Below are 21,128 nucleotides of genomic sequence, written 5' to 3' on the forward strand. Positions count from 1 at the left end.
TCATCATTGAGTTCGCAGAGAAGCATATCCCCGTTACAACACAGCCACCAACGCTTAGACCACACTTTTTTCAAGAATTTTGTAACCGTCTTCAATACGCCAGCGAAACACAGGGCAGTTCCGACGCAAATAGGAACACAAAATTCTAAGAAACACGTTTTGGAGAAATACCATGAACAAGAAATCAATTGCTTCACTCGCAGGTCTCGCCCTGACCGCTGGCATCGCAGCTGGCATGGCTACTACCCCAGTGGCAGCTCAAGGCGCGAAAGAAAAATGCTACGGCGTGTCGCTTGCAGGCAAAAATGACTGCGCTGCTGGCCCAGGCACAAGCTGCGCTGGCACCTCGACCCGTGACTACCAAGGCAATGCTTGGAAGCTTGTCGACAAAGGCTCTTGCACAAGCATCAAAACGCCAAAAGGCAACGGCTCTTTGGCGCCGGTTCGCCGCTAACATTCAAGTTTGCTGAAAAGCCCTCTTGCTTCCTTTTCGACCTAACCCCTTCCAATTGGGGGATTGTGTGACATACTATAGGGCGAAGCGGACAGTGAGAGGGTGAAGGCACCCCCTTGAAAAAGATAGAAAAACCGAAGAGCAGGACGCACAGTTCAGGCAAGAAAGACTGTGCCTTTGCTCAGGTTTCACGGAGGATCAAATGAATGCAATCACATCGCTCTACGGACGCATCGTAGAGATTCTCAAAGGCTCGGTTTTTGAAAGCCTGGCGCTACTTGGTATCCGGATCGCTCTGGCTGGCGTGTTTTGGAGGTCTTACAAGACCAAAGTCGCTGAAGGCACTTGGTTCACACCAAACGACTCGCTTCCGACACTGTTTCAATATGAATACACTGGATTGCCGATCCCAACAGAGATCGCAATGCCGATGACAATCTATGCGGAGTTCTTTCTCCCTATGCTCCTGTTCGCAGGCCTCTTTACCCGCTTTGGAGCAGCTGCTCTGGCAGTGATGGCTCTAGTTATTCAGTTCTTCGTTTACCCAACCAGCGGCCACTTCTGGGGCTGGGCGTTCGGGATTATTGCAATGGCCGCCATTCTGATCAGCCGCGGCGGAGGCATGTTCTCCCTCGATCGTCTGGGTGACCGCTTCTATGGCGGCAACGCTGCCTAACAATGGTTGCTGATGAACCAACCTTTGCCCGGCTAATGACAGCAGCACAGGACGGCGATAAAGCCGCTACTAATGTGTTGCTGTCAGAGGCAGGGCTTTGGTTGGAGCGCTACTTCAGAAGGCGGATACCGCCGCATTCGATTGATGATCTGGTGCAAGATGTGCTTATTGCCTTCTACACCAAACGGGCAACGTGGGATCCATCGCGCCCATTTCTGCCATGGCTGGCAGCGATTGCACGCTATCGCTGGGTCGATCATTTGCGCAAGGTCTATAAACATGAGTCTCAAGAACTCATGGATGACGATGCCAGTGAGGACAGCGATGAAGAAGTCATCATGGCCCGAGTAAGCCTTGATCGGCTATTTGGGCAATTGCCTGACCGTCAAGCCGAAGTGATTGAGATGGTCAAGATTGCAGGTCTCTCTATCCGAGAGGCCGCCGAAAAAACCGGGCAAAGCGAAAGCCTGGTCAAAGTGAATATCCACCGTGGCCTCAAGAAATTGGCGACGCTGGTCGAGAAAGCTGAATAATATGGAAAAGTACTCAAATCGCGACGACTTGATCGCTGCTCTGACCGAAGATGTGACCCCGATTAAACCGGTGCGCTCGCTGGACGGCATCGCTTTGATAGCATTTGCCACCATTATTGCGGCAGTGGTTTCGATCGCTGTTTATGAATGGTGGGATGGCTTGCTCAAAGGCCAGGCGTCCGGATATTTCTTGATCACCCATGGCTTATTGCTGTTGCTTGGTGCGGCAAGCGGGGCTGCGCTTATCAAGAGTGCGATGCCTCGGGTTGGCGCACAAAGCAGCGCTGCCTTTTGGGGTGCATTGATGGTCGCTGTCATGCCAGTTGGCGCGGCGTTGAGCTTGCTCACAGGCACCGGTAATCATGCGCATGAAGGTCTAAATGACCCGGTTGCGATGATGTGTGTGACGGGTTCGCTTTGCGCATCTGCTATTGTTCTTGCAGCATCTGTCCTTTGGCTACGCCGCGGCGCACCGGTGTCGATTGAACGTTCTGGATGGCTAGCAGGTACGACCGCTGGCGCGCTTGGCGCGTTGGCCTACGGCATCACTTGCCCGCTTGATACCTTTTCACACGTTGGCCTTTGGCATGTTGCGCCAGTTGCCATTATGGCCGTGGCCGGACGGCTTGTGGTTCCGCCTCTGATCCGCTGGTAGGCGCTCACAATTAGACGAATATTGGAAGGGGCGACGCAGTGTCGCCCCTTTTTTACTGTCATTGCTCCTTCATAATTCCGGGCCTATATGCACACCCATGTCTTTTAGACCTTGGCGCGATATCGATAGGCGGGAATGCCGTCAGATCATGGTGGGTGATGTGCCCGTTGGTGGCGGGGCTCCGATCACCGTTCAAACCATGACCAACACTCCCACGGAAGATGCAGTGGCTACGCTCGATCAGATCAGGCGGTGCGAAGAGGTTGGCTGCGATATTATCCGTGTCTCTTGTCCGACCGAGGAATCGACCAAAAGCTTTGCCAAGATCACCAAAGCTGCACGCATTCCCATCGTCGCGGATATTCACTTTCATTACAAACGCGCTTTAGAAGCCGCCGATGCGGGCGCAGCGTGCTTGCGGATCAACCCGGGCAATATCGGTTCATCCAAACGGGTGGCTGAAGTCGTCCGTGCAGCTAAAGCCAATGGCTGTGCTATCCGCATTGGCGTCAACGCTGGTAGCCTCGAGAAGGACTTGCTTGAGAAATACGGCGAGCCTTGCCCAGAGGCGCTGATTGAAAGCGCTTTGGACCACATCAAACTCCTTCAAGATCACGACTTCCACGATTTCAAAGTGGCGGTGAAAGCATCCGACGTTTTCCTCGCGGTGGCGGCCTATCACGGGCTTGCAGAAGCGGTCGATTGCCCTCTTCACCTTGGTATTACCGAAGCTGGCGGATTGATTGGAGGGACGGTCAAAAGTTCTATCGGCATGGGCTCGCTTTTGTGGGCAGGCATTGGCGATACCATCCGCGTCTCGCTGTCTGCTGAGCCTGAGGAAGAGGTCAAAGTCGGTTATGAGATGCTCAAATCTCTCGGCCTTCGCACACGCGGCGTTCGCGTTGTGTCGTGCCCTTCCTGTTCGCGCCAAGGTTTCGACGTGATTCGCACGGTTGAAGCCCTCGAAAAACGGCTTGAACACATCAAAACCCCGATGAGCCTTTCCGTGCTCGGCTGCGTGGTTAATGGCCCCGGCGAGGCGCGCGAGACAGACATTGGCCTTACCGGCGGGGGCGCAGGCAAGCACATGGTCTACCTCTCCGGCGTGAAAGCGCATGCGATTGAGGACGAGGATATGCTGAGCCACATTGTTAAATTGGTCGAAGATAAGGCCGCCGCGATTGAAGCAGGCGATGCAGTGGCTTTTGATCCGCATGCACCAGAGAAGACACCGGAGGCAGCAGAATGATAAAGGCCATCGTATCAGGGCTTCTCGCTGCACTTGTGGTAATCGGCGGCGCTGCACTTGGGAAAGGTGATGGCGACCATGACTATCCCGAGGCGCGGCTTTACGATGTAAGCGAAAATGCAATGGCGGACGTTGACGCGGCGCTCACCCGCGCGGCGGAAAACAACACGCGCGTCCTCATCGCCTTTGGCGCAAACTGGTGCCACGACAGCCGCGCCTTTGCCGGGTGGACAACAAGTGAGCGCATCGGAGGCATGATCTCAGAGAGCTATGAGCTGGTTTTCGTCAATGTTGGTATGCCTCAACAAGGTGACGGCCATAACCAACATGTGTTGCAGCGCTTCGGCATTGCGGAACAGGAAGGCACACCGCTTGTGCTGGCGGCAACTGCCGAGGGCGAGGTACTGAACGCAGACACCGCCCAAAGCTGGCGCAACGCCGCAAGCCGCGAAGAAGACGCGATTTATAACGAGCTAGTGATGCTGGCTGATAAGGCACCCTAAACCCTGCTCCACGTCGTCCATCACCCCGATTACATGGCACCGCACCCTGAGCGGGGGACGTTCAAGTTCGACAAATACTACCTCGTGATGGAGGAGTTACGCAGCTCTGGCGCGGCGATAACCGAACACGCGCCGGAACCCTGCCCGCGGGCTTGGCTCGAAGCGGTGCATGACCCAGAATATGTCGATGAGGTGTTTCGCGCTGATGTCCCGCGCGAGAAAGAGCGCCGCATCGGCTTTCCGGTGACCGAGGCCATCCGTGACCGCGTGCGCCACACCAATGGCGGGACTTGGCTCGCGTCAAAACTTGCAATGCAGCACGGATACGCCGCCAATAGCGCAGCGGGAAGCCACCATGCTCTGGCTGAAACGGGTGCGGGCTATTGCGTGTTCAATGATCTGGCCGTTGCCTCCAATCGGTTAATCACAGAAGGGGACGCTAAACGCATCGCGATCATCGACCTCGACGTGCATCAAGGCGATGGCACCGCCAGCCTTACTGCGGGGCGCGAAGATATCGCGACATTCTCAGTCCATGCAGAGAAGAATTTCCCGGTCCGAAAGGCTCGCTCAAACGTCGATTTTGGATTGCCCGATGGCACCACGGATGCCGCCTATATGACGGTGCTGGAAAACCACATTCCCAAACTGCTCGACGGCTTCAAACCCGACTTTGTCTTCTATCAGGCAGGCGTCGATCCCCATGAAGACGATAAACTAGGCCGCCTTGCCCTCACCGATGAAGGGCTTCTCGAACGCGATCGCTTTGTGGTGAGAGAAGCCCGCACGCGCGGGCTAGCAATCGCGTCTGCGCTGGGCGGCGGATATGGAGATGCGCAACAGGTCGCTGCTCGCCACGCCCGCTCCATGGTGGCAATGGCCGAGGAAAACGCGAAGTTTAGGGCGCCTTAAACCTTTCGCTTTAATCCATGCATCCATGATTGGACGCTATCTCGCCCTTACCGCCGGTGTTTGCTTGTTCGCAGCGCTGGTTGCTGCCGGCTCTGACGTGGGCAGCTCAGATGAAGGCGGCGATTGGGCGCCTCGCGGCGCAGTCGCGCATACCGAATCGACCGCCACAAACGATTGGAACGCTGGCTCCCACACCCTTTCGCGCGAATATGACGGGCACTTCTACGCTACCACAAACGTGAACGGTGCGAGCCTTCGTATGCTGGTGGATACGGGCGCAAGTGTCATCGCTCTTACCGGATCAGATGCACGGGCCGCGGGCATTTATTGGGACCAAAGCGAAGTGCGCCCTGTTGCACGCGGTGCAAGCGGAACGGTTTACGGGGTCGTGCGCCAACTGGACGTTGTAGATGTTGGCGGCTTCACCCGCCACAACGTGCGCGCCATGATCGTGCCAGAAGGGCTGGATGTATCGCTTCTCGGCCAATCCTATCTAGGGCAAATCGGCTCAGTGCAGATCGAAGGCAATCAGATGTTGCTCTCCGGCAGCTAATTTCCGACCCAGGTCCAACTCTCACCTAAGAGAGGGCGGGAAATAGATATCGATGTAGTCGGTGAGCCCATCGCACCATTCAAATTCGCGCAAGCGGTAATATGAACGGCCTTGCGTCACCGCAAAGCGCCACTGTTTGGTGGCGTTGCAAAGGCGTTCTTCATCGGGTGTGCCCAGCACCTTAATCGTGCCTTCAAAGATGAAATGATCAGAGCCAATCTCAGTTATGAACCCCTCCAGATCAAGAGTACCGCCCTGTGCGTCACCTTGTCCTGCCATCAAAAGCCAATGCCCAGTGTCCGCGACCGCGACCCAGGCTGGCCCGCGTTCTTCCCAGCCGATCCATTGAAGCGTTATCCCCTCATTGCGTATCAGCCGTTCAGCGCCTTTTTCATCAAGAATGCGCGGCAAATTTTCAGGGATTTCGGCAGTTTCAACCGTTACCGTGCCCGGCACATCTGTTCGGCTGCTGCGGATAATGTTGAGCTGTGTAAGGGGTAGCTCTGATGAAACGATAGTTTGCGCCCGCTCGCCCATTCCATCCTGAGCCAAGACAGAATGCGCAAAGGCCAAAGTCCAAAAACTCACAATAATGGCGCAAAGGCGTGATAAACGGCGCATGATTACTCTCTTCTCTGATTCGAGAGCTGTATAGCAAATTTGCAAACGCCAAAGGATGAACGCGCTCATGACTTCTCACGAAACCGATTATCTGGTCATTGGTGCAGGTGCGGTAGGTATGGCATTTGTCGATACGCTGCTAGACGAAGATCCGGATTGCCATATCACCATCCTCGATAAGCATGCACGGCCTGGCGGGCATTGGAACGATGCCTATTCTTTTGTGGCCCTGCACCAACCAAGCGCGACGTATGGCGTCAATTCGATGGAGATGTGCCCCGACCGCGTGGATGAACGCGGCCACAATAAAGGCATGTATCCCCTTGCTAAGCACGCCGAAATCCTCGCCTATTACAGCAGCTTGATGACCGAGCGTTTTGTGCCGAGCGGACGGGTGACATACTTGCCGCTCACCGAATATCAGGGCGGCAATAAAGGCGAACATTCAGCGCGCAGCATCCTTTCGGGTGATGAGCATTCCTTCACAATCCGGCGTAAGCTTGTTGATGGGACTTGGTTTAAAACCAGCGTCCCTTCGACCCACAAGCCCGCCTTCGACATTGGAGAAGGCACACGGTTTGCTCCCCCTGGCGACCTTCCTTTCCTTTGGATGGATACGAACAATTTGCCGCAGCATTACTGCATCATTGGCGGCGGCAAGACGGCTATGGATACCGCAATCTGGCTGCTCGAGGCAGGCGTTCCAGCAGACAAAATCGACTGGGTGCGTCCGCGTGACAGCTGGATGTTCAACCGCAAGCTGCTCCAACCCGCCTATCATCATATCGAGGATTTGGTGCAATTTCAGGTCGACCTTGTTGAATGCGCCAACGGTTCTGAAACAGGTGATGAGATGTTTGCCAAGCTTGGCAAGCGTGGGACTATGCTTCGGATCGACGAAAGCGTGACGCCCAAAATGTTCCACTTTGCAGTGATCTCGGAAGCCGAAATCGCGCTGCTCCAGCAGATTACCAAGATTCACAGGAACAAGCGAGTTAGCGCTCTGGAAACATCTGCGATGATCTTTGGAGACGAGCGTACCTATCTGCCTGAAGGTACACTTTTCATTGATTGCACCGCAAGCGCAGTGCCTTTTGAGCAGCGCGACAATGGACGCCCCTTCTTCCAGGGTGACACAATCACCTTGCAGCTCGCTCAAGCTCCGCTTGTCCCATTCAGCGCAGCTTTGGCCGCATTTATTGAAGTGCATTTTGAAACGGATGACGAGAAAAACAACCTCGTGCCTCCTGCACCGCTGACTGACACAACCGAAACTTACCCTTATGCGGTGATGGCTAATCTGATGAGCACTGCGATTCTTTCAGGCAATGAAAAGACCAATGCCTTCAATAACAAAAGCCGGCTCCACCCAACGGGGCCTGCAATTGTGCGGATGATGAGAGAGAACGATCCCCGGCTGGCAGCGCTTTCCGAAATCGGGCCGAAAATCCAAGCCAATCTGCCGGGAGTCATAAAGTTGGGCATGGCGGCCAAGGCTATTCACGAGGCGGCGTAATGGGCGTTATTTTGGGATTCACGGGAACGTCATTTTCCGTTAGGTAGTATGATCAGTATGAACCGACGCGATCTCTTGAAAGGCTCCATTGCCACTGGCCTCACACTTGTGGGTTCGGCACCGCTTCCTGCATTACCTGCCAAATTGTCTGCTCAGGTGCCCGCACAGCCGCGCACCGGAACGCCTCGTGACAGGGCATTGTTCGATGTCGCTAAGCGCGAGCTTGACCGAGCGGGCGATGCTATTTGGCGCAAGGATATCGTCGGCATTTGCGATTACGGTGTGCATTCGGCCCATCAGCGTTTTTACCTTGTGAACCTGCGTCTTGAAGAAGTGCAGGCTTATCACGTCAGCCACGGATCAGGCTCTGACCGCAATCACGATGGTTGGCTTGACAGCTATTCCAACGAGGAGGGCTCCCATGCAACCAGTCGAGGAGCTTATGTGACGTGGGAGTGGTACCAAGGACGTTATGGCACATCAGTGCGCCTTGGCGGATTGGAAGCATCCAATGAGGCAGCACTGCGCCGCTATATCGTGATGCACCGCGCGGCCTATGCAGAGCCATCGCACCTTCAACGATGGGGCAAAATGGGCCGCTCGCAAGGGTGCTTTGTCTTTGGCACACAGGACTTCCAGCAGATTTTGTTGAAATTGTCTGGCGGCCGTTTGCTTTATACCGACAGCCTAGGCCTGCAAGAGAACGGCGCAATGCTCAGCCGCGAGCAGCAATTGGCGCTTGCCCAGGGAAATGGGAACGAGCCGAACATGCAGATGCTCACGCCCGACAATCCCAGTGCGATGCAAAGGCGCGTACCCGGGGCGTTTTAAACCCCTAGGTTAGGCCAACACTTCACCCCGCCAGCGGGTTGTTCTCGATCACGATGACTTCGTCGTCGCTTTCACCAGAGCGATTTTGCACACGCGGTTTATCGAGGCTGGCCAGCACTGGTTTATCTCGGCCGTAAATGTCGTCGAACTCACGAAGATTGCCATCGATGTCCACACCCATGGTGAAATAGGTGATGTAGGCGTTCATTTTCTTCTCAATCATAATCTTGGTGTATTCACCAGAGGTTGCAATTGCGACCGCCTCATCTTTGGTCGCGCCTTTGCCAAGGATCGCCATGGTGATCGCCAGCTCCAGCGCTCGCTCTGTTCGAATACAGCCGTGCGAAAGTGCTCGCATATTGTTGTTGAACAAATGGCGCGACGGCGTGTCGTGGAAGAAAATCGCGTGACGATTGGGCATTTCCAGCTTCATTCGGCCCAGAGAATTGGTGGGTCCTGGTTGCTGTACAACGCTGATCCAGCCGCTGTCGTGGCGGGTTGCGCGGTATCCTTTTGAACGCGCCCATGCTGGGTTGCCTAACACACGCTCGCCCAGCCCTTCGCCTTTGACGATGGATTGGGGGACGGTCCAGGTGGGGTTGAAGACCACGCCAGATACCACTTCGGCCAATTGCGGTGTCGCGGTGCGGCCAGGTTTTCCGACAACGGTTCGATAGGTGCTGATGATCTTGTCCGCCACCGTCAGGCGCAACTGATATTCTGGCACATTGGTGAGAAGATATTGCCGACCTAAATCGCGCGCGAGCCAACGCCAACGGTCCATATTGGCGCGGATAAGCTTGCGCTTGGCGGTTTCCTCAAATGGAGTCTCAGCCAATTCAGCGCGCAGCGCAGCATAGTCAGGATGGGTGGGGTTGAGTTTTGACAGCGTGCCTGCGACGTCTCCGGTCCCAAGAGCCTCGTTAAGCAGTTCCCGCGAACGAAAACGGTTGCGGTCCGGGTCAACGACAAACCACTGCACCCGCGCATCCATTGGGGTGCGTCCATCGCGCAGGTCTTCAACCAACCAAACAAAGTTCTTGGACGCCAATTTGTCGAGCGCCTCAGATGGCCCTTGCTCGGCCAGCTCCTTTATCGCTGCGTGATCGTAATCATTGGGATCGAGGCCTTCCGCGCCAATGCCGTCGATCACGCCGATAAGGGCTGTCACATGATCGAGACCCCAAGCTGCCACCATGGGTCCAGGAGGCGCAAGGTCGCCTTGCACCAATGGCTCCGACACCATTTGCGGGAATGCTTCATCAAAACTTGCGTCATTTGCGGTCTCAGCCGCTGCCGCCGGTTCGGCTTGCGCGCGATCAGCAGCTTCTTGTTGTGCAAGAGCTCCCGCACCGAGCACAGCTGAGCCCGTCAAAGTGATTGCAAACGTGCTGACCCATTTATGCATTTGATCCACCTAATACCCATTTGCTCAAACTGAGCATGAACAATGTGTTCCTACCTCTTAAAGGTAAATATACCCCGTTTTCAGGACTTCTATCAACCAAAACAGATTTCCTAAGGCTGAATTGACCCAAAAAACTTGCTCCTAAGTAGTGGTGACGCAGCGGCCTTACCCCTCTAGAGAGCGGTTCCAATGAACCGGTCCGCCCTCTCTTCTCCCTTACTCCCTTTTGCTGCGGCGTTGCTGGGTGTCGGCTTTTTATCGATGATGGATGCCTTCATGAAAGAGGCTGCTCTTACCACCGGGGCTTATACTGCGACGGTTCTGCGTTCGCTTATTGGAGCAGCAATCATTGCGCCTTTTTGGTTCTGGAAACGCAGCGGTTGGCCCGATCAATCGACATTGAAACTGCATCTTGAGCGCGGAATTATCAGCGCCTTTATGGCTTTGTCGTTCTTCTTTGCACTAACCAAATTGCCTTTGGCAGAGGCGATTGCGCTCAGCTTTATCGCACCACTCATCGCGCTGTATCTGGCCCGTATTCTTTTGGGTGAAGTCATCCAGCCTCAGGCCATCATCGCGAGCCTTCTGGGCTTGGCAGGCACATTGGTGATTGTCAGCGGCAAAATCGGGACGGGTGGTTTTGATGATGATGCAGCGCTTGGCCTTGGCGCTTTGACAATCTCTGCCTTGCTTTATGCCTACAATTTCATTGTAATCCGCAAGCAATCGCAGGTCGCCGGACCGGTTGAAATTGCCACTTTCCATAGCGGTGTCGGAGGCGTTGTTTTACTGCTGCCCGCCCCGTTCCTTGCAACGCCGATTGAAACGCAAGCGCTTTTCCCTCTGGCAGCAGCTGCCGCCCTGACTGTTCTGGGCGCAATGACCCTAGCATGGGCCTATGCACGGGCCGAGGCCCAGGCTCTTGTGCCGATTGAATACTCAGGTTTCTTATGGGCAAGCGTATTGGGCTGGCTGTTTTTCCGAGAGGCAGTAACGGTGCCTACTCTCGCGGGAACAGCGTTGATTGTGACCGGATGCTGGCTTGCAACTCGTAAAAGCAAGCGAGGACAAACTGAAGTCGCATAGCGTTCCACATCCTTGACCTTGGGCTCGCCCGGGGCCAGATTATTTATGGGATAGTTTTTAGGGACCAACGCAAATGACCGCCACTGGCAAAGATAGCCTCGCCGCCCGTTCCACCCTCAATGTGAACGGCAAATCCTACGCCTATTATTCGCTTAGGAAAGCGGCTGCGCAAATGGGCGATGTGTCAAAACTGCCTATCTCGATGAAGGTGCTCTTGGAGAATATGCTGCGCTTTGAGGATGGCGGCTTCACCGTTGGGCGAAAGGATATTCAGGGAATTGTCGACTGGCAGAACAATCCTGTCACTGGCGAAGAAATCCAATACCGCCCTGCCCGCGTGCTCTTGCAGGACTTTACTGGCGTCCCTTGCGTGGTCGACCTCGCAGCTATGCGCGACGCCATCAAGGCGCTTGGCGGAGACACGGCAAAGATCAATCCGCAGGTGCCTGTGGACCTTGTAATCGATCACTCCGTCATGGTCGATGAATTTGGCCACCCCAAGGCGATGGAAGCCAATATGGCGCTGGAATATGAGCGCAATGCGGAGCGTTATGACTTCCTCAAATGGGGCGCGGAAAGCTTCGAGAATTTCTCAGCTGTTCCTCCTGGAACTGGCATCTGCCACCAGGTGAACCTTGAATATATCGGGCGCGGCGTATGGTCGAGCGAAGACGAAGACGGCGAACTTGTTGCTTACCCGGACACATGCGTAGGCACCGATAGCCACACCACAATGATTAATGGCCTTGGTGTGCTTGGTTGGGGCGTGGGCGGGATCGAAGCCGAAGCCGCGATGCTGGGTCAGCCGATTTCGATGCTCGTGCCCGAAGTGGTCGGCTTTAAGCTCACTGGAAAAATGACCGAAGGCGTTACCGCGACAGACCTTGTTCTTACCTGCGTCCAGATGCTGCGCGAAGTTGGTGTGGTGGGCCGCTTCGTTGAATTCTACGGAGAAGGGGTTGCCAATCTGACCCTCGCTGACCGGGCAACTATTGCGAATATGGCACCAGAATACGGGGCAACTTGCGGTTTCTTTGGCATCGACCACAAAACCATCGACTATATGCGCCTGACGGGCCGTCCGGAAGAAACCATCGCTCTGGTTGAAGCCTACGCCAAAGAGCAGGGTATGTGGTTTGATCCGGCGAATGAACCGGTCTTTTCAAACACGCTTGAGCTGGACGTGGGCACGGTTGTGCCAAGCCTTGCCGGGCCCAAGCGCCCCCAAGATCGCGTGACGCTCCCCATGGTTGATGAGCTGTTCAATGAGGACTTGGCCAAAGTTTACAAGAAGAGCGCGCCTGTCCGCGTCGATGTGGCCGAGACCGACCACGATATTGGCGATGGCGATGTCGTTATCGCTGCGATTACCAGCTGCACCAATACGTCAAACCCGGACGTTCTTATCGCGGCGGGGCTAGTCGCCAAGAAAGCCAATGAACGCGGCATGCGGCCAAAGCCATGGGTAAAAACCTCGCTTGCGCCAGGCTCTCAAGTAGTGACCGATTACCTCGTCAAATCCGGTCTTCAGGACGACCTTGATGCCGTGGGCTTCGACCTTGTCGGCTACGGCTGCACCACCTGTATCGGCAACTCCGGCCCCCTTTCCCCGCCAATCAGCAACGCCATCAATGGCAACGATATTGTGGCCGCATCCGTGCTTTCCGGGAACCGCAACTTCGAAGGCCGCGTGTCGCCTGATGTGCGCGCCAACTTCTTGGCCAGTCCGCCACTGGTGGTCGCCTATGCCCTCAAGGGTACTGTTACTGAAGACATTACCGAAACACCGCTAGGCCAAGACCAAGACGGAAACGATGTAATGCTTGCAGACCTTTGGCCTTCGAACGCGGAGATCGCTGAACACCGCACAGCCAATATCGACCGATCAATGTTCGAAACGCGCTACGCGAATGTGTTTGATGGCGATGAACATTGGCAGAAAATCACAGTCGAGCCGTCCGACACCTATCAATGGCGCGCAGGCTCCACCTACATTGCAAACCCGCCTTATTTTGAAGGCATGGAGATGAAGCCAGCTCCGATCACCGATATTGTTGATGCCAAGCCGCTCGCAATCCTTGGGGACTCGGTCACCACCGATCACATTTCCCCTGCTGGCGCGATCAAGGAAGACAGCCCTGCCGGTTCCTACCTTAATGGCAATCAGATCCAGAGAAAGGATTTCAATTCTTACGGTTCGCGGCGCGGCAATCACGACGTGATGATGCGCGGGACCTTCGCAAATATCCGCATCAAGAACGAAATGGTCCCCGGCGTTGAAGGGGGCGAGACCACTTACGCTGGTGAGCGCATGCCGATCTATGACGCCGCCATGCGCCATAAGGCTGAGGGTACACAGCTTATCGTTGTGGGCGGCAAGGAATACGGGACGGGTTCCAGTCGTGACTGGGCTGCGAAAGGCACCATTCTATTGGGCGTGCGCGCAGTTATCGTTGAGAGTTTTGAGCGCATCCACCGCTCAAACCTTGTTGGAATGGGCGTGCTTCCTTTGCAATTCAAAGAAGGGGATACGCGCCTGTCGCTTGGTCTCGATGCCGACTGCACTTTTTCGATCAAGGAGCTTGCCGGCCTTGAGCCCGCACAAGATGTCGAAGTCGAAGCCCGCAGAGGCGATGGCTCAACCTTCACTTTCACCGCACTTTGCCGTATAGATACGGAGAACGAGATGGAGTATTACCACAATGGCGGCATCCTTCATTACGTTTTGAGGAAGCTTGCCGCTTAAAGGATTTGTGCCGCACCGATGTTCAAACGTCTCATTCTTTGCACTCTTGGGACGCTGGCAATCTCCGCTTGCGCACCCAGCGGCAGTGAAGGAGAAGACTGTCCAGAAAACATACCGTTTGGCTATGAATTCGCCGATACGGACGAGCAAGTTCAAGAACGATTGGCGCTTGGCTAAATCAAAATGTCCGGTTTGATCTGTTGCCGGAATGCCGCTTGTGGGCATTGGTTGACATTTGAACGATCAAAACTGGCATCATGGGCACCACTCTAGTAAAGGCACGTTCAGAAAACTCTGCACGAGACTTTTCTCAAGAGGAATATCCAATATGTTGATCCAATCAATTCTCGCCGCCTCTTTGGCGTTCTCTGCCCAAGGCGACGCACCAGCGGTGCCCGCATTGCAAAAAGTGGCCCTTACCGATCAGGCTGATTCCTCTGCTAAAAGCGAAGAAGAGCTCAAAGATGAAGACGAGCGCGTCTGCCGCAGGGTTTCGGTCCTTGGTACGCGGATGAAAAAGAAGGTTTGCGCGTCTCGCAAAGAGTGGGACGAAATGGCAGAATCATCACGCCAATCAACTGGGAACAATCGGCGCCGAAGCCAGTCTTCTGGTAACGGTATTGAAGGTTGATCAGGCGAAATACGCGGAGCTAACATTCGCGCAAAATGAAAAAAGGGCGGCTTTCCGGTTTGGAAGCCGCCCTTTTTTTGCCACCCCGGAACGGGGACCGGTTAAACTTGTGCACCCTCGCCGCCCTCAACCGTGTTTTTCGCTTTCGAACCGAATGCACGGCGAGAAAGGATCGCACTAGCCGCGAGCCCGAATAGGATCAGCATTGGCGGCGCTGGCACATCCGTGCCGCCGCTGCTGCTTGAGGTGCTACCGCCGCTCGAACTTGAACTGCTGCTCGATGAACTAGAGCTGCTGCTTGAGGAAGAACCTGACGTCGAAGTCGAGGTCGTTCCGCCAAAGCTTGAGCTTCCACCTGAGCTGGACGAGCTGCTTGAGCTTGAAGAACCTGAGCTCGACGATGAAGTGCCTCCAAAGCTGGATGAACCGCCTGAAGAGCTACTGCTTGATGACCCTGAACTGCTGCCCGATGACGAACTTGAGCCGCCACCTGAGGAGCTGCTGCTGGACGACGAACCCGAGCTCGACGACGATGAGCTACCACCAAAGCTGCTAGAGCCGCCTGAGCTGCCCGAAGACGATGAACTACCGCTTGATGATGAACTCGAAGAACCGCCCGAACTGCCACCGGTGGTGGTGTTGCTTCCGCTTGACGAACTGCTGCCCGATGAAGAGCCTGAGCTGGACGAGGACGAGCTACCACCAAAGCTGCTCGAACCGCCTGAACTCGCCCCGCCGGATGAAGACGATGAGCTTGAAGACGAGCTGCTTGAAGATGAGCTGGTCGAGCTGCTGAAGTTGCCTGTGCTACCGCCGGACGTTGCCCCGCCAGAGGAACCGCCTGATGAGGAGCTGCTCGAAGATGATGATGACGAGCTCGAAGACGACGAAGATGATGAGCCAGAACCGCCCGGATCTGGATCACCGCCGCCGCTGCTGCTGCCACCCGATGAGCTCGAAGATGAGCTTGAGCTGCTCGAAGACGATGATGACGAGCTCGACGAAGACGATCCGCCACCGGTGCTCGTGCTCGAAACATTGCCTGACGTGCTGGAAACATTGCCCGAGGTTGTGCTCGTGCTCGAGACGTTACCGGACGTCGTCGAGGTACTCGAAACGTTTCCGGATGTGCTTGAACTCGAGATATTGCCAGACGTCGTCGATGTCGTGCTCGAGACGTTGCCTGAGGTTGTGCTCGAAACATTCCCGGATGTGCTCGAAGACACGTTGCCTGACGTACTGCTCGAGACATTGCCCGACGTGGTCGTGGTCGTTGTAGTGGTCGTCGTGCTCGTTGGCGTGCCACCTGAACTTGTGCCACCGGAAGTGCTTACATCACCCGAAGTGCTTGAGCTCGATCCACCAGTGCTACTGCCACCGGTGCTTGTGCTGCCGCCGCTTGTACTCGTGCTGCCGCCGCTTGTACTCGTGCTGCCACCGCTAGTGCTTGACGAAACATCGCCGGAAGAACCACCCGATGTTGTGGTCGTGGTCGATACATTACCCGAGGAGACACCGCCTCCGCCGCCGCTGCCACCAAAGAAGCCGCCGAAGAATCCGCCGCCAAAGCCAACGCCACCGCCTACCGCTATCGGGCCGCCAAAGCCACCACCACCGCCACCGCGGATTGGCGGGAGGGGCGGAAGCGGAGCCGGTGCATATGCGACCTGCGCAATCGGCGGACATTCTGCGTCGTCATAATAGGCTTCAACCGCGCCAGCTGGCAGCGATGTGGTTCCGGCTACCACATCACGTTCACCGCTAAGGGGACCAAAGCCGCCTGGCACGGGCTGACATTCAATCGTGCGCTCAACAATCCGGCGACGACGATCAGGCTCAACCTCTGGAAGAGGCGGCAATTCGCGGCTGCGATCTGTTTTGATGTAACGCGGTTTTGCAACTGCGCCTGTTTTCACATAGCGCGGTTCTCCGATGGGCTGAGCAACAGGGAGCGCCTTTGAATCAACCAGCTTGCCGTCTGCATCCGACGCGAAACGCGGCTCATCGGTGTTCAAAGGCTCAGCTATCCGAACCGCCCCACCTTGCAGGAGCGCAACTCCAGCGGCCGTTGCCGCGAGTTTAGCTGTTACCATCTTGATCGACATAAATTCGAACCTTGCATGTTGTGGCCGGGTGCAGCCGGTCTGCACCTTCACCACTTTCCAATGCTGTGATGGTATTGAAATTAGGTTGACCGCAATGGGATTAACCATGTTCGAGGCCCGGCAGAGGCCGCAAAGAGTTCAGATCGGGGTGATTTCAGGCTCGCTGTCCCGTTTTGAGACCAAAATTAGCCGCTTAGTTAGCCATTTTCATCGAACAGGCCGGTTTGCGGATCGTTTTTTCGAAGAGTCGGTTTGGTCATTTCCAAATGCTCCCAACCGGCATCATTAAGCATGCGCCCACGTTCTGTACGCGCGATCAATCCTAGCTGAATTAGGTAGGGTTCGATCACTTCTTCAACCGTATCGCGCTGCTCGGCAAGGCCAGCAGTAAGAGCAGCAGCGCCAACTGGGCCGCCCTTGTAAGTGGTTGCAATCATTGTGAGGTATCGCCGGTCCATCGCATCCAAACCAAGCCTGTCAATCTCAAGCCGGGTGAGCGCATCATCGGCCAATTCGCGCGTCACCGTGCCTTCGCCTGCAACATGAGCAAAATCGCGCACACGCCGAAGCAAGCGCCCTGCCACACGCGGTGTGCCGCGCGAACGCCGGGCGATCTCGCGCGCGCCTGCCGGATCAATGTTTAACCCTAGTAAGTTAGCCGCACGAGTGACCACAAGATCGAGCTCGTCATGGCTGTAGAATTGGAGACGCACAGGGATGCCGAACCGGTCTCTCAAGGGCGTTGTGAGCAGGCCTTGCCTAGTGGTTGCTCCAATCAGAGTGAATGGCGGCAAGTCGATACGCACGCTGCGCGCAGAGGGACCCTCCCCGATCATAATATCGAGCGCGCGGTCCTCCATCGCAGGATAAAGAACCTCCTCCACAACAGGGCTTAGCCGGTGGATTTCATCGATAAAAAGCACGTCGTGCGGTTCTAGATTGGTGAGCAGCGCGGCAAGGTCGCCTGCCTTGGCGATGACCGGTCCAGAGGTCGCGCGAAAGCCAACACCAAGTTCGCCTGCAACAATTTGAGCAAGAGTGGTTTTTCCAAGTCCCGGAGGCCCGTGGAAGAGCGTGTGATCCATCGCTTCCCCGCGCGACCGTGCGCTGTCGATAAAGACGCGAAGGTTGTCCTTGGCCCCCTCCTGACCGATAAATTCGGCGAGGCGTTTTGGGCGCAAAGCCGTATCCGGATCGCCGGGTTGGTTTTCGCCTGAGTGGATGGGCAGGTCAGCTTCGGTCATTGGCTAAATCGCAGGTGATTTCAACCGACTGCCCTGCCGGAGAGTCCTTGTCTTCTAGGGCGAACCCGCAGACAACCAACCCGGACACAAACAAAACAAACGAGATCCAAGCTAACCAATCTGCGGCCACTTCCCATGGACCGTCTTTGTCCCAATCAATTGAGAAGTTCGCCTCTTCGACTTCATCGCGTTCACCCGTAAGCGCTACGCCAGCCCAGTAGTCTTGCTGCATAGTCATCTTCGGCATTAGTGCTTTTGCGCTTCGCATATTGGCGTAAGCCGAGATCAGGACTGCACACAAAGCAGCTGCAAGCACGCCTCCACCTACTTGCTTGCCCGATAAACTCAGAGCATCAGAGTTGAGAACAGCAATCAAGGCACCACTGTTCACAGCTAAAAGTGAAGCGATGAGCCATCGCGCTAGGCTGGCGAACTGCTCGGTAAGATAGTCTCTTGAACGCAAGGCGTCATCAGCGATGAGCTGTGCACCTGCTCTAAGAACTGCAATCTCGGAATCGTCAATTGGTGGTTCTACATGATCTTGACTCATCACCCAGCCGCCTTCTTCAGCGCCACGCGGATCAGGTCGCCCTCACTTGCGCCCTCGCCCAATTCCTCCAGCGCGCGCGATACTGCTTGCGCGGCAATTGCTGGCTTGAACCCAAGGTTCTCCAATGCGCTCAACGCATCGGCACTCGCACCGCCCTTGGGGGCTGCGCCGCCGACACTAGCACCTGCCATGCCGCCACCGGGAAGCGCTCCGGCTTTATCCTTCAACTCATTCACAATCCGCCCGGCCAGTTTCGGCCCGACGCCGTTCGCCCGTGCCACACTCGCCGCGTCACCCGCCGCGCAGGCATCGCGCAATTCGCCGGTCGAGAGTGCGGACAGGATCGCAAGGCCAACCTTGCTGCCCACGCCCTGGACCTGAGTCAGCAATCGGAACCAATCGCGCTCTGCGCTTTCGGCAAAGCCGAGCAGGCGCATATCGTTCTCGCTCACTTGCAGGTCGGTGTGCACGGTGCACCCCTCACCCACTTCGCCCATTGCCGACAAAGTGCGCGCGGAACAGTGGACGAGATAGCCCACACCCTGCACATCCACGATGGCCCAATCTTCGCCAACTTCATCGAGCCTGCCGGATAGCTTTGCAATCATGGTTTGTTCTTGACGCAAAGTGACGCGATATACCAGCCGTGGCCCTCATTTGTCCGCATATGAGACGAACCGAGCTTTTTGCCTAATGGACAAAGGCCGAACTTTGCGCAAAAGCGCTTTGCCATGAGCTTCAACACTTTCGGGCGGGTCTTCCGCTTTACCACTTGGGGAGAGAGCCACGGGCCAGCATTGGGCGTGGTTATTGATGGATGCCCGCCGGGTATCCCTCTCACCGAAAAGGATATTCAACCCTTCCTCGACGCGCGCCGTCCGGGGCAAAGCAAATACACAACTCAGCGGCAAGAGGCAGATCAGGTCCGAATTATGTCTGGTGTGTTTGCGAATGAAGAGGGTGTGCAAGTCACCACAGGTACGCCGATCCATTTGATGATCGAAAACACCGATCAACGCTCCAAAGATTATTCCGAAATCTCCAAAAGCTACCGCCCTGGCCATGCCGACTACACATATGATGCGAAATACGGCATTCGCGATTATCGCGGCGGTGGCCGGTCGAGCGCGCGAGAGACGGCGGCTCGAGTAGCAGCAGGCGCAGTGGCGCGTTTGGTTGTTCCTGAGGTCAAAATCACCGGTTTCGTGTGCGAAATTGGCGGCGATAAGATTGAGCGCGATGCGATCAATTTCGATGAAATCAATAAGAACCCCTTCTTCTGCCCAGACAGTTGGGCAGCGAAACGTTGGGAAGAATTGGTCGACAATGCACGAAAGAGTGGCTCTTCCTTGGGTGCGGTCGTCGAGTGTGTGGCCGAAGGCGTGCCAGCGGGATGGGGTGCTCCAGTTTATGCCAAGCTCGACAGCGAACTGGCCGCTGCAATGATGACGATCAACGCGACTAAAGGCATTGAAATCGGCGATGGTTTCGAGGCTGCGCGCCTGACTGGAGAGCAAAACGCCGACGCAATGCGACCCGCTCCCGAAGGCTCAAATAAAAAGGGTCCTGTTTACGAGAGCAACCATGCAGGCGGAACAGCAGGCGGTATATCAACCGGACAGCCTGTGGTTTGCCGCGTGGCTTTCAAGCCCACATCGTCGATTCTCACACCAGTGGATTCAATCACATCGGATGGCGCGGCGACACAGGTCCGCACCAAGGGACGCCATGATCCATGCGTAGGCATCCGCGGTGCGCCGGTTGTGGAGGCGATGATGGCACTTGTCCTCGCCGATCAAAAGCTTCTTCATCGTGCACAAGTCGGCGACGCATAATGCAAACACCATCGATGCCAAACCCGCGCGAGCTTGCGCGGACGCTTTCTAAATTTCGCACACCAGGCGTAGGACGCAGCATTTGGGAAGTCGCCTCCACGATACTGCCGTTCGCAGGCCTGATGACCGTTATGTTATTTGCGGTGGAGGCGGGGTATTACGCTGCTTTTGCGTTGACCCCATTTGCAGGGATGCTGCTTTTGCGGTTGTTTATTATTCAGCACGATTGCGGGCACGGCTCCTACTTTAAGAGCCAGACCACGAACAAATGGCTTGGCCGCACGTTGGGTGTGTTCACATTGACGCCGTATGATTGTTGGCGGCGCAGCCATGAATTGCACCATGCGAGTACTGGCAATCTTGATGCGCGCGGCTTTGGCGATGTTGATACTCTGACTGTGCGCGAATACAGTGAAAAGGGCAGGCTTGGTCGGTTCTTATACCGGCTTTACCGCCACCCCATTGTCCTGATGGGGGTAGGTCCTGCCTATCTCTTCTTGCTGCGGCACCGCCTGCCGATTGGCCTTATGAAAGCAGGCTGGCTGTATTGGATAAGCGCGCTTTTGACCAATGCGGTGACGGGCGCGCTGCTCGTCACTCTTGGCCTTTTGTTCGGAGCCTCTGTCACGGCGATGGTGTTTTTGCCTGTTCTTTTGACCGCCGCCTCGGTGGGTGTCTGGTTGTTTTATGTCCAACACCAATTCGAAGACACCTATTGGGAAAACCGCGAAGATTGGAACTATCACGCCTCTGCGATTGAGGGCAGTTCATATTTGCATCTGCCTGCGGTGCTGAATTGGTTCACCGGAAACATCGCGATCCACCATATTCACCATTTGGTGAGCCGCATTCCGTTTTACCGGCTGCCAGCAGCATTAAAAGCGCACCCTGAATTGGCAGAGTTCAACCGAGTCACCGTGCGTGATGCCTTTGGAACCATGTTTCTGGCCCTGTGGGACGAAGATTCGCGCAAATTGGTGAGCTTTCGCGAGGCGAAACGGTCTATCACGCAGGCTTGAG

22 protein-coding genes are annotated in these 21,128 nt (G+C 55.7%); 17 read left to right on the forward strand and 5 right to left on the reverse strand.

Going from position 1 to position 21,128, the window contains the following annotated elements; all coding sequences use genetic code 11:
• Positions 1 to 172 precede the first annotated feature (172 nt).
• From ABJ205_RS11620 to ABJ205_RS11655, 8 genes are all read left to right on the forward strand, one after another.
• Entirely contained in the window at positions 173 to 454 is a 282-nt protein-coding gene (locus tag ABJ205_RS11620; protein ID WP_348155897.1) for a DUF2282 domain-containing protein, read from the forward strand.
• Positions 455 to 656: 202 nt separating this feature from the next.
• Complete coding sequence (locus tag ABJ205_RS11625) at positions 657 to 1,130, forward strand: DoxX family membrane protein (RefSeq protein ID WP_348155900.1); 474 nt, start codon at positions 657 to 659, stop codon at positions 1,128 to 1,130.
• 2 nt (positions 1,131 to 1,132) lie between these two features.
• Positions 1,133 to 1,663: a sigma-70 family RNA polymerase sigma factor gene (locus ABJ205_RS11630; protein ID WP_348155903.1), complete on the forward strand. Its 531-nt coding sequence runs from the start codon at positions 1,133 to 1,135 to the stop codon at positions 1,661 to 1,663.
• 1 nt (position 1,664) lies between these two features.
• Complete coding sequence (locus tag ABJ205_RS11635) at positions 1,665 to 2,318, forward strand: DUF1109 domain-containing protein (RefSeq protein ID WP_348155906.1); 654 nt, start codon at positions 1,665 to 1,667, stop codon at positions 2,316 to 2,318.
• A 97-nt stretch (positions 2,319 to 2,415) separates the two neighbouring features.
• Positions 2,416 to 3,567: a flavodoxin-dependent (E)-4-hydroxy-3-methylbut-2-enyl-diphosphate synthase gene (gene ispG / locus ABJ205_RS11640; RefSeq protein WP_348155909.1), complete on the forward strand. Its 1,152-nt coding sequence runs from the start codon at positions 2,416 to 2,418 to the stop codon at positions 3,565 to 3,567.
• Complete coding sequence (locus tag ABJ205_RS11645; RefSeq protein WP_348155910.1) at positions 3,564 to 4,070, forward strand: thioredoxin family protein; 507 nt, start codon at positions 3,564 to 3,566, stop codon at positions 4,068 to 4,070. The genes ispG and ABJ205_RS11645 overlap by 4 nt, the downstream gene beginning before the upstream one ends.
• A gap of 33 nt (positions 4,071 to 4,103) precedes the next feature.
• Positions 4,104 to 4,982 carry a histone deacetylase gene (locus ABJ205_RS11650; RefSeq protein ID WP_348155913.1) on the forward strand — a complete coding sequence of 293 codons (879 nt, stop codon included), beginning with the start codon at positions 4,104 to 4,106 and terminating at the stop codon, positions 4,980 to 4,982.
• 25 nt (positions 4,983 to 5,007) lie between these two features.
• Positions 5,008 to 5,535 carry a TIGR02281 family clan AA aspartic protease gene (locus tag ABJ205_RS11655; protein ID WP_348155914.1) on the forward strand — a complete coding sequence of 176 codons (528 nt, stop codon included), beginning with the start codon at positions 5,008 to 5,010 and terminating at the stop codon, positions 5,533 to 5,535.
• A 21-nt stretch (positions 5,536 to 5,556) separates the two neighbouring features.
• On the opposite strand, the gene ABJ205_RS11660 is transcribed toward ABJ205_RS11655, so the two are convergent.
• Positions 5,557 to 6,156 (reverse strand): hypothetical protein, encoded by a 600-nt coding sequence (locus ABJ205_RS11660; protein WP_348155917.1) that lies wholly within the window; start codon positions 6,154 to 6,156, stop codon positions 5,557 to 5,559.
• Positions 6,157 to 6,223: 67 nt separating this feature from the next.
• Here ABJ205_RS11660 and ABJ205_RS11665 point away from each other — a divergent pair, with 67 nt between their 5' ends.
• Complete coding sequence (locus ABJ205_RS11665) at positions 6,224 to 7,672, forward strand: NAD(P)-binding protein (protein ID WP_348155919.1); 1,449 nt, start codon at positions 6,224 to 6,226, stop codon at positions 7,670 to 7,672.
• A gap of 57 nt (positions 7,673 to 7,729) precedes the next feature.
• A complete protein-coding gene (locus ABJ205_RS11670; RefSeq protein ID WP_348155922.1) occupies positions 7,730 to 8,503 on the forward strand; it encodes a murein L,D-transpeptidase catalytic domain-containing protein in 774 nt (257 codons plus the stop codon).
• Between the two features lie 22 nt (positions 8,504 to 8,525).
• On the opposite strand, the gene ABJ205_RS11675 is transcribed toward ABJ205_RS11670, so the two are convergent.
• Positions 8,526 to 9,911 (reverse strand): L,D-transpeptidase family protein, encoded by a 1,386-nt coding sequence (locus ABJ205_RS11675; RefSeq protein ID WP_348155924.1) that lies wholly within the window; start codon positions 9,909 to 9,911, stop codon positions 8,526 to 8,528.
• Positions 9,912 to 10,100: 189 nt separating this feature from the next.
• On the opposite strand from ABJ205_RS11675, the gene ABJ205_RS11680 reads away from it, so the two are divergent.
• The 5 genes from ABJ205_RS11680 to ABJ205_RS11700 all read left to right on the forward strand — a co-directional run bounded on the left by ABJ205_RS11680 (position 10,101) and on the right by ABJ205_RS11700 (position 16,075).
• The gene (locus ABJ205_RS11680) at positions 10,101 to 10,997 is read left to right on the forward strand and encodes a DMT family transporter (RefSeq protein ID WP_348155927.1); all 897 of its coding nucleotides are present in this window, start codon (positions 10,101 to 10,103) and stop codon (positions 10,995 to 10,997) included.
• 73 nt (positions 10,998 to 11,070) lie between these two features.
• Positions 11,071 to 13,743 (forward strand): aconitate hydratase AcnA, encoded by a 2,673-nt coding sequence (gene acnA, locus ABJ205_RS11685; RefSeq protein WP_348155928.1) that lies wholly within the window; start codon positions 11,071 to 11,073, stop codon positions 13,741 to 13,743.
• Between the two features lie 18 nt (positions 13,744 to 13,761).
• Positions 13,762 to 13,920, forward strand: coding sequence for a hypothetical protein (locus ABJ205_RS11690; protein WP_348155931.1), 159 nt, complete (start codon positions 13,762 to 13,764; stop codon positions 13,918 to 13,920).
• 151 nt (positions 13,921 to 14,071) lie between these two features.
• A complete protein-coding gene (locus ABJ205_RS11695; protein WP_348155933.1) occupies positions 14,072 to 14,374 on the forward strand; it encodes a hypothetical protein in 303 nt (100 codons plus the stop codon).
• 132 nt (positions 14,375 to 14,506) lie between these two features.
• Positions 14,507 to 16,075 carry a hypothetical protein gene (locus ABJ205_RS11700; protein ID WP_348155936.1) on the forward strand — a complete coding sequence of 523 codons (1,569 nt, stop codon included), beginning with the start codon at positions 14,507 to 14,509 and terminating at the stop codon, positions 16,073 to 16,075.
• Positions 16,076 to 16,676: 601 nt separating this feature from the next.
• Here ABJ205_RS11700 and ruvB read toward each other — a convergent pair.
• Genes ruvB through ruvA form a run of 3 tightly spaced genes read right to left on the reverse strand, consistent with a single transcriptional unit; the run spans position 16,677 to position 18,881 of the window.
• Positions 16,677 to 17,723, reverse strand: coding sequence for a Holliday junction branch migration DNA helicase RuvB (ruvB, locus tag ABJ205_RS11705; protein ID WP_348155939.1), 1,047 nt, complete (start codon positions 17,721 to 17,723; stop codon positions 16,677 to 16,679).
• Positions 17,710 to 18,273, reverse strand: coding sequence for a hypothetical protein (locus ABJ205_RS11710; RefSeq protein WP_348155941.1), 564 nt, complete (start codon positions 18,271 to 18,273; stop codon positions 17,710 to 17,712). The genes ruvB and ABJ205_RS11710 overlap by 14 nt, the downstream gene beginning before the upstream one ends.
• Entirely contained in the window at positions 18,273 to 18,881 is a 609-nt protein-coding gene (gene ruvA / locus ABJ205_RS11715) for a Holliday junction branch migration protein RuvA (RefSeq protein WP_348155943.1), read from the reverse strand. The genes ABJ205_RS11710 and ruvA overlap by 1 nt, the downstream gene beginning before the upstream one ends.
• Before the next feature lie 123 nt (positions 18,882 to 19,004).
• Between ruvA and aroC the strand changes: the two genes are divergently transcribed.
• Positions 19,005 to 20,108 (forward strand): chorismate synthase, encoded by a 1,104-nt coding sequence (gene aroC / locus ABJ205_RS11720; protein ID WP_348155946.1) that lies wholly within the window; start codon positions 19,005 to 19,007, stop codon positions 20,106 to 20,108.
• A complete protein-coding gene (locus tag ABJ205_RS11725; protein WP_348155949.1) occupies positions 20,108 to 21,127 on the forward strand; it encodes a fatty acid desaturase in 1,020 nt (339 codons plus the stop codon). The genes aroC and ABJ205_RS11725 overlap by 1 nt, the downstream gene beginning before the upstream one ends.
• Position 21,128: the final 1 nt, after the last annotated feature.

It is taken from the genome of Erythrobacter sp., from assembly GCF_039988855.1.
In the GTDB taxonomy this organism is placed as follows: Bacteria; Pseudomonadota; Alphaproteobacteria; order Sphingomonadales; family Sphingomonadaceae; genus Erythrobacter.